Consider the following 13899-nt stretch of genomic DNA (forward strand, 5'->3'; position numbering starts at 1 on the left):
GGTCCCGGGTCCGGCCCCGGGACCGTTCCGGCCGTCGCCCCAGGGATGGGCGGCGGGGCCGCGGCCTTCGTCGGCCGCCTGCCCCGGCTGCCCGTCCCGGCGGCCCGTTTCGTGGCACGCCCGGTGCGCGTCGCTGCAGTCTTCGCGGCGGCGTGCTCGCCGGACTGTTCCGTGTCCTGCACGGTGATCACCTCCGAGGGGAGGTTGCCGCGCGGTCAGGACGATCGGCCAGTGGGTTCCGCATTCCTGTGGACAACCCGGGGGCTGTGGATAACTCGCGTCACCCGCAGGAGTGATATGAGCGGAATACCCGGAATAGCACTGGACAGCGGAACGTCGTACGGTCCAACGTCGGCTCCGGGATCAGTTCCCGAAGCCCGAATCGTCCGAGGGCAGTTCCAGGTCGCTCTTCGCGAGTTCCTCGATGTTCACGTCCTTGAAGGTCAGCACCCGGACCTTGCGGACGAAACGGGCCGGCCGGTACATGTCCCAGACCCACGCATCCGCCATCGACACTTCGAAGAACACCTCACCCTGGACCGAGTGCACCTGCAGCTCGTAGTCGTTGGTGAGGTAGAACCGTCGCTCGGTCTCGATCACGTACTTGAACAGGCCGACGACGTCCCGGTACTCCCGGTAGAGCTTGAGCTCCATCTCGGTCTCGTACTTTTCGAGATCTTCGGCACTCATCCAGGCGTCCCCTCAACTTGTCACGTCCACCCATTGTGGACCACCACAGCAGCCCTCAGAGCCGTACCGGAACGACTGGCGGCCCTTCGGCCAACAGCCGCCCCATGAACTCCGCAAGCCCGCTCGGGTAAACCGTCTCCTCGGTCTCCCGCAGCTCCTCGAACGTCCACCAGCGCGCTGCCAGGAGCTGGGCGTGTTCGTCGGCGCCCATTCCCGTGTGGTCGAGCACCGTGTCCGCGGTCCGGGCCAGGTGGAACCACTGCTCCTGCTCGTAGCGCTGTCCTTGGAAGGAGAACGAAACCGTGCCGAACGCCACCAACGGCCCGAGCTCCACGTCCCGCAGGCCGGTCTCCTCGGCGAGTTCCCGCACGGCCGCCTCGTGCACGCCCTCACCGGGCTCCAAACCGCCCCCGGGGGTGAACCACCAGGTGGTGCCGGGCACCGCGGGGTCCTCTCCCCTGAACAGCAGCAGCCGGTCCTGGGGGTCGAACAGCAGCACGCGCGCCGCTCTGCGCCGTTCCGTGCTCATCGCAGCCCTCCCCGCCCACGTCGTACGACCAGGTGATGCCCTCGATCCTGCCACCCGGCGGACCGTTCCGGGGCGCACTTCGGTTCGGCGGCGGTGGTGGTGGTGCCCGCCGTGGCGACGCTCAGGCCGCCCGCCGGCGCAGTCGCCCGACCAGGCCTGCCACTCCGCCCACCGCCGACGTCAGGACGATCAGCGCCGCGCCTACAACGGTCGCGTAGAAGGCCGGTTTCAGCGGTCCGGGCTCGCCGGCCTTCGATCCGCCGAAGCCGTCGAAGGCGGTGGTGCGGGCGAGCAGCCCGGCCCGGCCCAGCGGCAGGACGGTCGCCTCGACCCGGGCTTCGACATCACCGGCCGCGATCGTCCCGCCGTCCACCTCCAGGTGGGTGCGGGAGTCGAGCGAGCCCAGCCGGTTGTCGCCCAGCAGGAAGAGCCGGCCGGCCGGGACCTCCACGCTGAACGAGCCGTTCAACGCGCCCTGCTGCGCCAGGTACGGCTCCTCCACGGGCTTGCCGTTGACCGTCAGACGGTGGTCGGCTCCCGCGTTGGACACGGTGTCGCCGCCGACGGCGACCACCCGCTTGACCATCAGCCCGGCGCCCCAGGCCGTATCGCGGAAGACCACGATGTCGCCGCGGCCGACGGCGGCGCCGTCGGTCGAGCGCGCCAGGACGGTGTCCCCCACCTTCAGGGTGGGAGACATCGACGGCGTCGGAATCCGGTAGGGCCGGTAGTCGAGCGCCAGGACGGCGAACCCGCCGACCAGCAGCACGAGGCCCAGGGCGATCGCCACGCCCTGCACGACGGCCGACGGCTTGCGACGCGGCCGGGGCGTGGCGGCGGGGCGGTCGGCGGACTGCTCCACAACACTGCTGCTCATCGACATCGCCCAACCCTGACCGACCCGGAAACGCTGGCAGCGCGCCGGCGCCGGGGGCGGGAAAGCCGACGGGCCGTGGCACGTCCGAGCAGATTACTCGTCGGTACCACGGCCCGCGCAAGACCTGGCGCGCCCTCGGAAGGTGTCAGGGGTGCGTCCGGTGATCCGTCCCGGTCGGGCTCGCCCCGACCGTCGGCCCCTCGGCCGCCCCGTCCGTTCCCGGCGTACCCGGGTCCGGAGTGCCACCGGCCACGGCGCCCGCGCTCGGCCCGCGCCGACCGGTCCGGTCGTGCAGACGGCGCACCACCGGCAGCAGCGCGATCGCGCCGACCGCGCCGGCCACGGGCGGGACGACCGGTGCTGCCGCCGCCAGCCCCTTCTGGTCGAAGGTGCTCGGCACCGGGAGGGTCGCCCAGCGGTTGATGGGCCACGCCACGACGAAGGCCCGTCCGATCACCTCGTCCACCGGGACGGTCCCACCGCCGGGCTGGTCCATGTGGAAGCGGGAGTCCAGCGAGTCCGCACGGTGGTCGCCCATGACCCAGAGCCGGCCCTCGGGCACCTTCACCGGACCGAACGGCTTGGTACCGCAGGGGGTGTTGCCCGGGAAGACGTACGGCTCGTCGAGGGCGATCCCGTTGACCTTGACCGGCCCCTCGCCCTCGCACTCGACGGTGTCCCCGCCGACCGCGATGACCCGCTTGATCAGGTCCTTCTCGTCGGCCGACGGCATCAGGCCGACGAAGCTCAGCACCTCCTGGATGCCCCGGACGAAGGAATTGTCGCTCTGCTGCACCGGCTCGTCGCTCAACCAGCCGCCCGGGTCGTGGAACACCACGACCTCGCCGCGCTCCGGCTCGGCACCGAACCACGGAGTGAGCTTGTCCACCAGGACCCGATCGCCGACCTGCAGGGTGTTCTGCATCGACTCGGACGGAATGGAGAACGCCTGGACGAAGAAGGTCTTGATCACCAGGGCCAGGATCAGCGCGATCCCGATGAGGATCGGCAGTTCCTTCCAGAAGGAGCGCTGTTTGCGTTCCCCGCCGGAGGACTGCTCCTCGGATGCGTCGGCCGCTCCCACACCGTCCGTGCCGTCGTCCGAGGCGCCACCACCGTGGCTCCCCGTACCGTCGCCACTCGCCTCGGCGGACTCGGCGGCTGCATCCCCGGCGTAGGCCGGGGGCGCGGCGGACTCGGCCGATCGGGCCGCCCGGCCGCCGGAGCCCTCGGGCTCTCCAGCGCCTGAGCGGGCGCCGATCACCAGATCCCCCACAACATCTCCTCCCTGCTGTGCGGACGCCCGCGCGCCCGCGCTCACAGTGCCGCACAGCGGGCACCACGCTCCACCACTGACCGTGAACCCGCCTCAGAGCTGCCCATCGTGAGCACACCTGACACCAGCACAGCCTCAGGGCGGCCGGTACCGAGGCACCGACCACACCTGCACTTCTCTATCACTCCCAGGCATCCGGCTCGCGGTCCCACACGCCTGACCGCGCGGGTGACCGGGCGCCACCGCCTACCGGGGTCGCGAAACCGGCCGGCGGACGACGAGCGGAAGGATGCCCAACACACCCATAACGAGCGGGGGTTCCTTCGGAGTCGGCCCAATGTCCATCGAGTCGGGCCCAGTTCCCCGTCCCACCAGGCCACGTGCCACCGAGGAGAGTGAACTCGGCGCGTCGAGTTGATGGATGCGCTCCAGCGGCCAGCCGATCAGGAAGGCCCGCCCCACCACGCCGCTCAGCGGGATGGTGCCCTGCCCCGGACCGCCCGTGTGGAAGCGGGAGTCGGCGGACACCTCCCGGTGGTCCCCCATGACCCAGAGGCGCCCCTGCGGCACCTGCACCTTGAACGGCTGCCGGGAGGGCGCGTTCCCGGCAAAGAGGTAGGGCTCGTCCACGGCGGTGCCGTTGATGCTGACCCGCCCCCGGCCGTCACAGCACTCCACGGTGTCCCCACCGACACCGATCACCCGCTTGATCAGGTCCTGCTTGCTGTCGGACGGCAACAGCCCGACGAACGTGAGCACCTGCTTGGCCCCATGCACCAGGGGCCCGTCCGTGGACGCCTTGTGCTCGGCCTCCAGCCAGCCACCGGGGTCCTTGAACACCACCACGTCACCGCGCTTCGGCTCACTGCCGAACCAGGGGGTCAACTTGTCCACCAGCACCCGGTCGCCGACCTGGATGGTCTGCTCCATCGAGCCCGAGGGAATCACGAACACCTGCACCAGGAAGGTCTTCATGACCAGTGCCACCAGCAGGGCCACGACGGCGATCAGCGGGATCTCGCGCAGCAGCGAGCGGCGGCGCCGGCGTGCCGCCCGCCGGGCCGTGCGGCGCCGTTCGGCGCGGCCGCGTACCGGGACCGCAGGAGCGTCGGGAGCGGCCGGGCCGCCCGTCGCACCGCCGCCGGCCGCCGACCCACGCCGACCGCCCGACGTACGCGTCCCACCCGACCTGTCGGACCGGCCTGACACGCTCGACCCGCCCGACCCGCCGGGCCCGCTCTCCGCGGACGGCCGACCGGGCCTCACCCCGTCCCGCGGCTCCGCGGGGCGGCCGGGGAGCCGGCTCCTACCTCTGCTCCCCATGGCCACCCGTCCCCCCAGTCGCGGTGAAGGCCGCCGGCCGGTCCAGTCCGGTCCACCGCCCGAGCGGGAGCACGACCCACTCGGCCCGTCCGATGACCTTGCTCTCCGGGACGAACCCGCCGCCCGGCTCACCCAGGTGGTCCCGGGAGTCACGGGACGCGCTGCGGTGGTCCCCCATCACCCAGAGCTTCCCGGGCGGGACGACGACGTCGAAGGCGACGTTCGAGGACTCGTCGCCGGGGGCGAGGTACTCGGACTCGTCGAGCGGTACACCGTTCACGGTGAGCCGACCACCGGGGCCGGTACTGGTGACACGGTCGCCGCCGACACCGATGACCCGCTTGACGTACACCGAGTCGCCGGCCGGTGCCAGACCGAGGTCGCGGCCCAGCGAACGCAGGCCGTCCCAGAAGCCCTCGGGCTCGGTGGAGCGCTGGACGAAGGAGCCCGTCCCGTCGAAGACGACCACGTCACCGCGCTGCGGATGGCCGCCGAAGGAGTAGGCGAGCTGGTTGGCGATCAACCGGTCGCCAGGCTTGAGGGTGTTCTCCATCGACGAGGACGGAACCGTGAACGGGCGCGCCACGAAGGCGTTCACCAGCAGCAGGGCCGCCAGGCAGACACCCGCCAGCAGGAACAGGTCGGACGAACGCGAACGGGGCCGTTCCTCGCCGTCCTCCTCCGCCTCGGGATCCGGCTCCTCGACCGCTGCACGCACCGGCTCCTCGGCGGACCCGGGCGCGCGCTCCGGCAGGTTCGCCGACCCGCTCTCGGGAGCCTGCTCCGCGCCACGCTCGGGAGCCGGCCCGGAAACGACCGCGGACCGCGACGGCGCGTCCGCACCGGAGGGTGCAGGACTGTCGTCGCGGTCCGCGATTCGTTCGTGCGTGCTCATCGGGGGCTGAGCTTACCGTGCGGCAAGCGGGCCCCGCCGAGCGCTCCGATCCCCCGGCGAGGCCGGGGGCCGGTGGATCAGCGGTCGCGCTTCTCCTTGATCTTCGCGGCCTTGCCGCGCAGGTCACGCAGGTAGTACAGCTTGGCGCGGCGGACCGCACCGCGGGTCACGACCTCGATCTTCTCGACGACCGGGGTGTGCACCGGGAAGGTGCGCTCCACGCCGACGTTGAAGCTGACCTTGCGGACGGTGAAGGTCTCACCGACGCCGGCACCGTGGCGGCGGATGACAACGCCCTGGAAGACCTGGACACGGGAGCGGTTGCCCTCGATGACCCGGACGTGAACCTTCAGGGTGTCACCGGCGCGGAAGGCCGGGATGTCGCTACGCAGCGAGGCCGCGTCGACAGCAGCGAGCTTGTTGCTCATGTTGCTCTCCATCGCAGGCGCCACGGGCCGCCCACGGAAGTTCGTCACAATGGGGTTTGCTGCGGGTCGCATCGGCTGGCGGTGATCCCCCCGTGGCGGGGGCACCGGTCCACGTGACTCCCGGAAAGGAGCCCAGCGACAGACAACAGCGGCCTATTCTTCCACACCCTCGGCCACGGACCGAAATCGGCCGAGCCGCTCGTCCCAGGCCAGGCCCAGGATGCCGAGGGCCTCGCGGTCCTTCTTGTCGAAGGCCCCGTTCTGCCAGCGGGCGACCAGGTCGGGCCGGTTCGCCAGCGTGCGGGCGAAGGCCTGCTCGCGCCGCCAGCGGGCGATCCGACCGTGGTTTCCGCTGAGCAGCACGTCCGGCACGACGCGGCCGCGCCACTCGGCGGGCTTGGTGTACACCGGGCCCTCCAGCAGGTCCGCCATGGCGCCGGCGGCGAAGGAGTCGTCGCGGTGGGACTCGGCGTTGCCGAGCACGCCGGGCAGCAGCCGCGCGATGGCCTCGACCATGACCAGGACGGCGACCTCGCCGCCGGCCAGGACGTAGTCGCCGATCGAGGCCTCGACCACCGGCATCCGGGTGGCCGCCTCCTCGATCACGCGCCGGTCGATGCCCTCGTAGCGGGCGGGGGCGAAGGCGAGCCACGGGCGCCCGGCGAGTTCCTGGGCGAGCTCCTGGGTGAACGGCCGGCCGCTGGGCGTCGGGACCACCAGCGTGGGCACCTCGCCCTCGGGCCCCTGGCCGACCACGGCGTCCAGCGCCTCGCCCCACGGCTCGGGCTTCATCACCATGCCCGGCCCGCCCCCGTACGGGGTGTCGTCCACGGTGCGGTGCACGTCGTGGGTCCAGCCGCGCAGGTCGTGGACGTGTACGTCGAGCTGACCGCGCGCACGGGCCTTGCCGACCAGCGAGACGTTCAGCGGCTCCAGGTACTCGGGGAAGATCGTGACCACGTCCACCCGCATCGAGGTCACTTGCCCTCCTCCGACTCCGCAGAGGCGTCAGTGCCCGCGGAGGCGTCTACGCCCGCGGAGGAAGCCGAGCCCGCGGAGGCGTCAACGCCCGCGGAGGCAGCCGAGCCCTCGGAGGCGTCAACGCCCGCGGAGGCAGCCGAGCCCTCGGAGGCGTCAGTGCTCGCGGAGGAGTCAGTGCCCACGGACGCGTCCGGCCCCTCCGCGGTGCGGGCGACCTCGGCCTCGTCGGGGTCGATCAGGCCGCGCGGCGGGTCGATGATCGCGCGCTGGTTCTCCAGGTCGATCGTCGGCACGATCCGGCTGACGAAGGGCACCAGCACCTCGGTGCCGTCGGGCTTCGTCACCGTCAGCAGGTCCTGGTATGGGAGGTGGAGCACCTCGGTCAGCTCGCCGACCGGGGTGCCGTCGAGCAGCACCACGTCCAGGCCGATCAGCTGGTGGTCGTAGTACTCCTCCGGGTCGTCCGGGCGCTCCTCCGGGTCGACCTCGGAGATCAGGATGGTGCCGCGCAGCGCCTCGGCGGCGTTGCGGTCCTTGACGCCGACGAAGCGCAGCAGCAGGCGGCCGCTGTGCACCTTGCCGGACTCGACGGTCAGCGGTCCTGCCGACGCGGGGTCGGTCAGCACGACGGCGCCCGGGCCGAGCCGGAGCTCCGGCTCGTCGGTGCGGACCTCGACGCTGACGTCCCCCCTGATGCCGTGGGCGCGGCCGATCTTGCCGACGACGAGCTGCACGGTGATCGTTCTCCTGGTGGGTGCAAGTACTGGGTGGCGGACTGGGTGCAAGTGCTGGACGGCAGCGGGCCGAGTGCTGCGGCCCCGTGGCCGAGGGCCGGGGGCCTGTGTCCCGGTCGGACGGCGGCACCGATGTCCGGGTCCGCCGACCGGGGGCGACAGCCCGGGCCAGCGGTCGGAGCCGACGACCGGCGAAGCAACGACCGAAGCCGGAGCCAGCGACGACCGAAGCCGGAGCCGACATCCGATGGCGGTTCCGGCGCCGCAGCAGCACCGGGGACCGATCGGGACGGCAGCACAGGGCCGGCAACCCGCCGGCACCGCGACACGACAACGAAAGAAGGCCGGCCGGGACGACTAGCGTCCCGGCCGGCCCGAGCCGAACGGCTGAACACGCGCGGAGCGCCGTTCAGCGTCAGCGAATGCTGTCCACGTCGACGAGGTCGACCCGGACGTTGCGACCGCCGAGGGCGCCGACCACGGTGCGCAGAGCGCGTGCCGTACGGCCGCCCCGGCCGATCACCTTGCCGAGGTCATCGGGGTGCACGCGCACCTCGATGGTGTTGCCCCGACGCAGGTTGCGCGAGCGCACCTGCACCTCGTCGGGGTGCTCGACGATGCCCTTCACCAGGTGGTCGAGGGCGTCCTCGATCACGATCAGGCCTCGGCGGCGGCGTCGGCCTCAGCCTCGGCCTTGTCCGACTTCTTGGCCTTCGGGGTGATGGCGACACCGGTGGTGGCGTCCTCGAAGCCGGCGACGGCCTTCGCGAACAGGTGCGAGAAGTCCTCGACCTTGGGCTCGGCGACCTTCAGCGGCGCCGGAGCCGGCAGGCCCTTGAACTTCTGCCAGTCGCCGGTGAGCTTCAGGATGGCGAGGACCGGCTCGGTCGGCTGGGCGCCGACGGACAGCCAGTACTGGGCGCGGTCGCTGTCGACCTCGATCTTCGAGGGGTTGTAGGTCGGCTGGTAGATGCCGATCTCCTCGATCGCGCGACCGTCACGCTTGGTGCGGGCGTCGGCGACGACGATGCGGTAGTGCGGGGAGCGAATCTTGCCGAGACGCTTGAGCTTGATCTTGACTGCCACGGGAGTGGATTCTCCTGGTGTTGACGTGGGTGAACAGCCCTGCCGTCCGCGTGGGGTTGCGGGGCGGGCCGTTCAAGGGACACGCCAGCCGTAGGAGAGAGGGGTCCTGCCCGGCTGCCGAGTACTCAGCTGTCCATTCTGCCACACCACCGCAGCGCACCCGTACGCGGCGGCCGCGGTCCACCCGCCCCGACCACGGCGGACGCCCGGACACCGGCAGGTCCGTCCGGACACCGGCAGGTCCGCCTCAACACCGGCAGGGCCCACTCCGACACCAGCAGGTCCGCCTCAACACCGGCAGGGCCCACTCCGACACCCGGCCGGTCGGACCGACACCGGGCAGGTCCGACCGGGAGCCCCCGCTCCCGGTCAGCCCATCCACGAACTGTCGAGCTTCACGAACCTCACGAGCTTCACGACGTGTGGAGCCGACTCGAATCCCCGAACCGCTCCGATCGGGCGTGCCCGCACAGCGCCCCACCGGTTTCGAGTCGGCTTTCTACGATTTCCGTCGTTCGCCGCCGGCCCGCCGGACCCACCCGAACCGTCGATCGGGCCGGATCCATCGGAAACCCGGCTTCAGCACCGACGGCGGCTGCGGCACCCACGGCACCCGAGCAACCTCCGTCACCACCGAAACAGCCGTACGACCGAATCAGCCGATCCGACCGAACAACCGATCCGCGCGAACACCGGATCCGACGAAACAGCCGGTGCGACCGGAACAGCCGGAAACGGTCGCCGGTCGCCGATCGCCGATCGCCGTTTAGGAGATCTTGAACGGCTGCTGGCACGCACCGCAGACGATCGACGCCTGCGCGAGCACCGACGGCACGACCCGGACGTTGCGACCGCACCCGCAGACCGCCTTGACCCGGACGCCGCCCCCGGAGGAGCCGTGCCGGGCGGCGGGCCCGCGGAAGGCGCGCGTAGCGCCGTCGCCGGCCACGGCCTCCTGGTGCAGGCCGAGCGCACGGTCGAGGCGTTCGATCGTGTCGGCGTACCGCTCCTGTGTCTCCTTGAGCATGGTCACCTGGGAGAAGCCGCTGCTGGCGTGCGGCTCGACCGGGTGGGCCAGGCCCAGCTCGGAGGCGAGGAGGAGGAATCGGCGGTTGTGGTAGCGGCCGGCCCGGGAGGTGTCCCGGATGTCGCGGGCCGCGGCCAGGCCGTGGGCAGCCTCGTGGAGGAGCCGCTCGAAGCCGAGCCGCGTGCCACAGGCCGAGGAGGATTCGCCGATCAGAGCCTCGGGCGAGGCGAGGTCGGGGAGGTCCTGGTGGTAGGCCTGGATGTCGCTCCAGGCGGCGGCCAGTTCGGCCGCGAGGACGAGGGGCTGTGTCGTGCTCACGCTAGACCAACGATGGAGTGAGAGCCGATGTTCCGCGTGTTCCCGTTCCCCGGGAATTCCCAGGAAACTCTCAGGAATGAAAGACAGCGAGCGAATTGCACGCTCCGGATCTGACGCAAGACCAACCCCCTGCACGTTTGGGCCCGTCGAAGCACGTCGGGCCTCGGTTTTTCGGTCCGAAGGGCGGGCTGTCGCCCCCAGGACGTACGGCCCGTGGTCCTGCCGAGTTGACAGGGCCACGGGCCGTACACCGTACCGCTATTCCGTTAATACTGGCAGTTGACCGGCCAGTAGGTATGTCGGCAGATGGGACAACCGACAGACTTACCGCCCGGAGAACCGTCCGAAATCCGGAATTACCGATCAGTAAGCGCGGGCGACGATCGCGACATTGCCTTCCTGGTCGTCCGTCGCGGGCACCGAGCCGTCGGCGGCGACGATGCAGCGGACCGAGACGCCCTGCTCGGCCAGCTTGGCCTCGCCCTCCGGGCCCAGCTCGGCCCAGGAGATGCGGCCCCAGCCGGTGGCGGCGGCCTCGGCGGCCTCGTCGATGGTCTTCACGTCGACCGTGCGGGCCTCGCGGCGCTCGCGGGACTCGCGCAGCAGCTGCGCCTGGTCCTCGTCCAGGATCCCGGGCAGCGCGGCGGCCAGGCCGTCGATCGCGACCGGCTCCTTGCCGCCGGGGATGCGGCGGGCCAGCATCGCGGTGCCGTTCTCCAGGTCGCGCGGGCCGACCTCGATGCGCAGCGGAACGCCCTTGAGCTCCCAGTCCACGGCGCGGCGGCCGAACGGGGTGTCGGTGCGGTCGTCGACCACCACGCGGATGCCGGCGGCCTCCAGCTGCGCGCCGATCTCGCGGACCTTGGCGATCACCGCGTCGTCGCCCTTGATGGCGAGCACGACGGCCTGGACGGCCGCGAGGCGCGGCGGCACCCGCAGGCCGTTGTCGTCGCCGTGGGACATGATCAGGCCGCCGACCATGCGGGTCGAGACGCCCCAGGAGGTCTGCCAGACGTACTCGCGCTCGGCGCCCTGCAGCTGGTAGGTGGTGTTGAACGCCTTGGCGAAGTTCTGGCCCAGCTCGTGGCTGGTGCCCATCTGCAGCGCCTTGCCGTCGCCCATCATCCCTTCGAGGGTGAGGGTGTTGATCGCGCCGGCGAAGCGCTCCTTGGCGGTCTTGCGGCCCAGGACGACGTCGATGCCCAGGACGTTGGTCATGAAGTCGCCGTAGACCTGGGTGTGGATCATCGAGGCGTAGTCGCGGGCGTCCTCGTAGGTGGCGTGGGCGGTGTGGCCCTCCTGCCAGAGGAACTCGGTGGTGCGGAGGAAGACGCGCGGGCGCAGCTCCCAGCGGACCACGTTGGCCCACTGGTTGATCAGCAGGGGCAGGTCGCGGTGGCTCTGCACCCACTTGGAGAAGTACTCGTTGATGATCGTCTCGGAGGTGGGCCGGACGACGACCGGCTCCTCCAGCTGCTTGCCGCCGCCGTGGGTGACCACCGCGAGCTCGGGGGCGAAGCCCTCGACGTGCTCGGCCTCCTTGGTCAGGTACGACTGCGGGATGAACATCGGGAAGTAGGCGTTCTGCGCGCCGGCCTTCTTGATCCGGGCGTCCATCTCCTGCTGCATCCGCTCCCACAGGCCGTAGCCGTACGGTCGGATGACCATGGTGCCGCGCACCGGACCGTTGTCGGCCAGCTCGGCCTTGTTGATGAGGTCCTGGTACCAGCGGGGAAAGTCTTCCGCCTGGGGGGTGAGAACGGGTGCCTTAGCCATGGGCCGAATGGTACGGGGAGTGGAGGCCCGACTTCGAATCCGTTACGCGTGCCGGACGGCGCGCCGGGCGCCCGGAACGACCCACCGGGCACGCTTCCGGACACCCCTCCGGGCGGACTTCCCGAGGGGGCGCACGACCGCGACACGAACGCACCACCCTGCACCCCTCTGGACGCCGGGCCCGAGCCGCTGTTCGCTGGAGTGGGGCGGGACTTTGGGGGAGCCGTAGACAGGACACCGAAGGACCGGATGGGAGGCCGCGATGGCTTCAGCTCAAGCAGTCGGCACGACCGCACGACCCGCACCGAATCCGCACGCAGCGCAGCGGGAGCACCTCGCGCGGGCGCGCGACTGGGCGGAGATCCAGGAACGGATGCTGGTACCGCTCTACGAGGCGGTCTACGACCGCCTGGAGGTGGGCCCGGCGACCAGCGTGCTGGGCCTGGGGTGCCGGTCGGGGCTGGCGCTGCTGCTGGCCGCCGGGCGGGGTGCCCAGGTGGCGGGGCTGGAGCCGCACGACGAGCTGCGCGAGCTGGCGCGCGGCCGGCGGCTGCGGGTGCGCGCGGGCAGCCGGCGTGCGACCGCGCCGCCCGCGCACGCCGCCGAGGAGGACGCCGGTATCCCCCACTCGGCCCATTCGCTGGTCACGGTTTTCGAGCAGCTGCCGGGCGCGCCCGCTCCGCAGCGGGTGGTGGCCGAGGCGGCCCGGCTGACGCTGACCGGCGGGCACGTGGTGCTCGCCGCCTGGGGTCCGCCGGAACGCTGCGAGAGCGCGGCCGTCCTGGACGTGGCCCGGCGGATGGCGGGGCGCACGACGGCGCGCGACCCCTTCGAGCTGAGCGCGCCGGGCGCGCTGGAGGACCTGCTGGCCGCGGCCGGGCTCAGGCCGGCCGGCAGCGGCCGGGTGAGCTGCCCGTTCGCGTATGCGGACCTGGACAGCGCGGTGCGCGGGCTGCTCTCCACCGGGCTGTTCGACGCGGCGGCGGAGTTCTCCGGGCCCTCGCTGGTGGCGAAGGAACTGGAGGAGGCGCTGCTGCCGTACCTGCGCCCGGACGGCTCGGTCCGGATGGTGAACCTCTTCCGCTACGTGATCGCCGAGCAGCCCAGGTAGGCGCGCACCGCGAAGGACCCTCCGGGGCCACGAGCACCGCGTCCAGCGCGGCGGGGGCGGCGGAGGGCCCGTACGCGCTACGGGTCGGAGGGGGGTGGAGAGGGTGACGCCGAGGGCCCGCGCCCGCCCACCCAGCCACGCCCCCAGCCACGCCCCCAGCCACGCCCCCGCCCCCTCCCCCCCCGCCGGGCCGCCTATCCCAGGCCCGGCCACTCCTCTGCCGTCAGCGCGAACCGCTCGTGGTCCCGCCAGGCCCCCTGCAGGAAGAGCATCCGCGGCGTGAAGCCCTCGTGCCGGAAGCCCAGCCGCTTCGCCAGCGCGATCGAGCGCTCGTTGTCGGGCTGGACGTTGATCTCCAGCCGGTGCAGCCCCAGCCCGCCGCGCGACTGCGGGGTGAAGCAGTGGTCGAGCACGAGGCGCATACCCTCGGACATCCGGCCGGTGCCCGCGTACGGCACGTACGAGTCGTAGCCGAGCGCGCCGTTGCAGAACCGGCCCATCACGATGTTGGCGACGTTCACCTTGCCGGCCAGGCCACCGGTGGCCGTGTCGACGACCAGGAAGGTCCGCAGGCCGGGGCCCTGACGCTCCAGCAGGCCGGCCAGGCCGTCCGGCTCCACCGGGTTCCACCGGCCGATGTGCTCGGCGGACCGCCGGACCGCCTCGGCGTACGCCGCCCCGTCCTCGGCCCTCGGGGCCCTGATCTCCACTCGCATCCCCCCATCATCGACCATGCGAACGGCCCGCCGCCCCGGGAGCCGGGGGCGGGGCGGGCACCGGTGTCTTATAAAAAAAAACCAGCCCACCAGAACCCGCATGATCTGGTATTGCGTGTTATGGTTGAAAAA

15 protein-coding genes are annotated in these 13899 nt (G+C 71.7%); 1 reads left to right on the plus strand and 14 read right to left on the minus strand.

Translation table 11 applies throughout. The features are described from left to right. Positions 1-363 precede the first annotated feature (363 nt). From ACWGB8_RS34990 to proS, 13 genes are all read right to left on the minus strand, one after another. Positions 364-690: a DUF2469 domain-containing protein gene (locus ACWGB8_RS34990; RefSeq protein ID WP_148642766.1), complete on the minus strand. Its 327-nt coding sequence runs from the start codon at positions 688-690 to the stop codon at positions 364-366. A 55-nt stretch (positions 691-745) separates the two neighbouring features. Then, on the minus strand, positions 746-1219 hold the full coding sequence (locus tag ACWGB8_RS34995) for an NUDIX hydrolase (RefSeq protein ID WP_452217697.1): 474 nt from the start codon (positions 1217-1219) through the stop codon (positions 746-748). Positions 1220-1340: 121 nt separating this feature from the next. Further along, positions 1341-2096 (minus strand): signal peptidase I, encoded by a 756-nt coding sequence (gene lepB, locus ACWGB8_RS35000; RefSeq protein ID WP_452217698.1) that lies wholly within the window; start codon positions 2094-2096, stop codon positions 1341-1343. Positions 2097-2241: 145 nt separating this feature from the next. Next, entirely contained in the window at positions 2242-3372 is a 1131-nt protein-coding gene (lepB, locus tag ACWGB8_RS35005; RefSeq protein WP_452217699.1) for a signal peptidase I, read from the minus strand. A gap of 246 nt (positions 3373-3618) precedes the next feature. Next, entirely contained in the window at positions 3619-4695 is a 1077-nt protein-coding gene (lepB, locus tag ACWGB8_RS35010; protein WP_452217700.1) for a signal peptidase I, read from the minus strand. After that, positions 4679-5413, minus strand: a complete 735-nt coding sequence (gene lepB, locus ACWGB8_RS35015; protein WP_452217701.1) for a signal peptidase I — start codon at positions 5411-5413, stop codon at positions 4679-4681. The genes lepB (ACWGB8_RS35010) and lepB (ACWGB8_RS35015) overlap by 17 nt, the downstream gene beginning before the upstream one ends. Positions 5414-5667: 254 nt before the next feature. After that, positions 5668-6018, minus strand: coding sequence for a 50S ribosomal protein L19 (gene rplS / locus ACWGB8_RS35020; protein ID WP_063347674.1), 351 nt, complete (start codon positions 6016-6018; stop codon positions 5668-5670). Positions 6019-6171: 153 nt separating this feature from the next. Then, a complete protein-coding gene (gene trmD / locus ACWGB8_RS35025; protein WP_452217707.1) occupies positions 6172-6990 on the minus strand; it encodes a tRNA (guanosine(37)-N1)-methyltransferase TrmD in 819 nt (272 codons plus the stop codon). Between the two features lie 5 nt (positions 6991-6995). Continuing rightward, positions 6996-7733: a ribosome maturation factor RimM gene (gene rimM / locus ACWGB8_RS35030; RefSeq protein WP_452217702.1), complete on the minus strand. Its 738-nt coding sequence runs from the start codon at positions 7731-7733 to the stop codon at positions 6996-6998. 415 nt (positions 7734-8148) lie between these two features. Next, positions 8149-8388 (minus strand): RNA-binding protein, encoded by a 240-nt coding sequence (locus tag ACWGB8_RS35035; protein ID WP_030306741.1) that lies wholly within the window; start codon positions 8386-8388, stop codon positions 8149-8151. A 2-nt stretch (positions 8389-8390) separates the two neighbouring features. Continuing rightward, positions 8391-8819: a 30S ribosomal protein S16 gene (gene rpsP, locus ACWGB8_RS35040; RefSeq protein ID WP_045700219.1), complete on the minus strand. Its 429-nt coding sequence runs from the start codon at positions 8817-8819 to the stop codon at positions 8391-8393. Positions 8820-9585: 766 nt separating this feature from the next. Next, the gene (locus ACWGB8_RS35045) at positions 9586-10164 is read right to left on the minus strand and encodes a hypothetical protein (RefSeq protein WP_452217703.1); all 579 of its coding nucleotides are present in this window, start codon (positions 10162-10164) and stop codon (positions 9586-9588) included. 363 nt (positions 10165-10527) lie between these two features. Continuing rightward, complete coding sequence (gene proS, locus ACWGB8_RS35050; protein WP_452217704.1) at positions 10528-11940, minus strand: proline--tRNA ligase; 1413 nt, start codon at positions 11938-11940, stop codon at positions 10528-10530. 262 nt (positions 11941-12202) lie between these two features. Here proS and ACWGB8_RS35055 point away from each other — a divergent pair, with 262 nt between their 5' ends. Further along, entirely contained in the window at positions 12203-13051 is an 849-nt protein-coding gene (locus tag ACWGB8_RS35055; protein WP_452217705.1) for a class I SAM-dependent methyltransferase, read from the plus strand. A 194-nt stretch (positions 13052-13245) separates the two neighbouring features. Here the strand turns inward: ACWGB8_RS35055 and ACWGB8_RS35060 are convergent, their stop codons facing one another. Then, a complete protein-coding gene (locus ACWGB8_RS35060; RefSeq protein ID WP_452217706.1) occupies positions 13246-13767 on the minus strand; it encodes a GNAT family N-acetyltransferase in 522 nt (173 codons plus the stop codon). Positions 13768-13899: the final 132 nt, after the last annotated feature.

It is taken from the genome of Kitasatospora sp. NPDC054939 (assembly GCF_053610105.1).

Bases quoted from the DNA above. Each gene is read 5' to 3' on its own strand.
- rplS (WP_063347674.1), bottom strand. From the start codon at position 6,018: ATGAGCAACAAGCTCGCTGCTGTCGACGCGGCCTCGCTGCGTAGCGAC.
- lepB (WP_452217700.1), bottom strand. From the start codon at position 4,695: ATGGGGAGCAGAGGTAGGAGCCGGCTCCCCGGCCGCCCCGCGGAGCCG.
- ACWGB8_RS34990 (WP_148642766.1), bottom strand. From the start codon at position 690: ATGAGTGCCGAAGATCTCGAAAAGTACGAGACCGAGATGGAGCTCAAG.
- ACWGB8_RS35055 (WP_452217705.1), top strand. From the start codon at position 12,203: ATGGCTTCAGCTCAAGCAGTCGGCACGACCGCACGACCCGCACCGAAT.
- ACWGB8_RS34995 (WP_452217697.1), bottom strand. From the start codon at position 1,219: ATGAGCACGGAACGGCGCAGAGCGGCGCGCGTGCTGCTGTTCGACCCC.
- proS (WP_452217704.1), bottom strand. From the start codon at position 11,940: ATGGCTAAGGCACCCGTTCTCACCCCCCAGGCGGAAGACTTTCCCCGC.
- trmD (WP_452217707.1), bottom strand. From the start codon at position 6,990: ATGCGGGTGGACGTGGTCACGATCTTCCCCGAGTACCTGGAGCCGCTG.
- lepB (WP_452217698.1), bottom strand. From the start codon at position 2,096: ATGAGCAGCAGTGTTGTGGAGCAGTCCGCCGACCGCCCCGCCGCCACG.
- ACWGB8_RS35060 (WP_452217706.1), bottom strand. From the start codon at position 13,767: ATGCGAGTGGAGATCAGGGCCCCGAGGGCCGAGGACGGGGCGGCGTAC.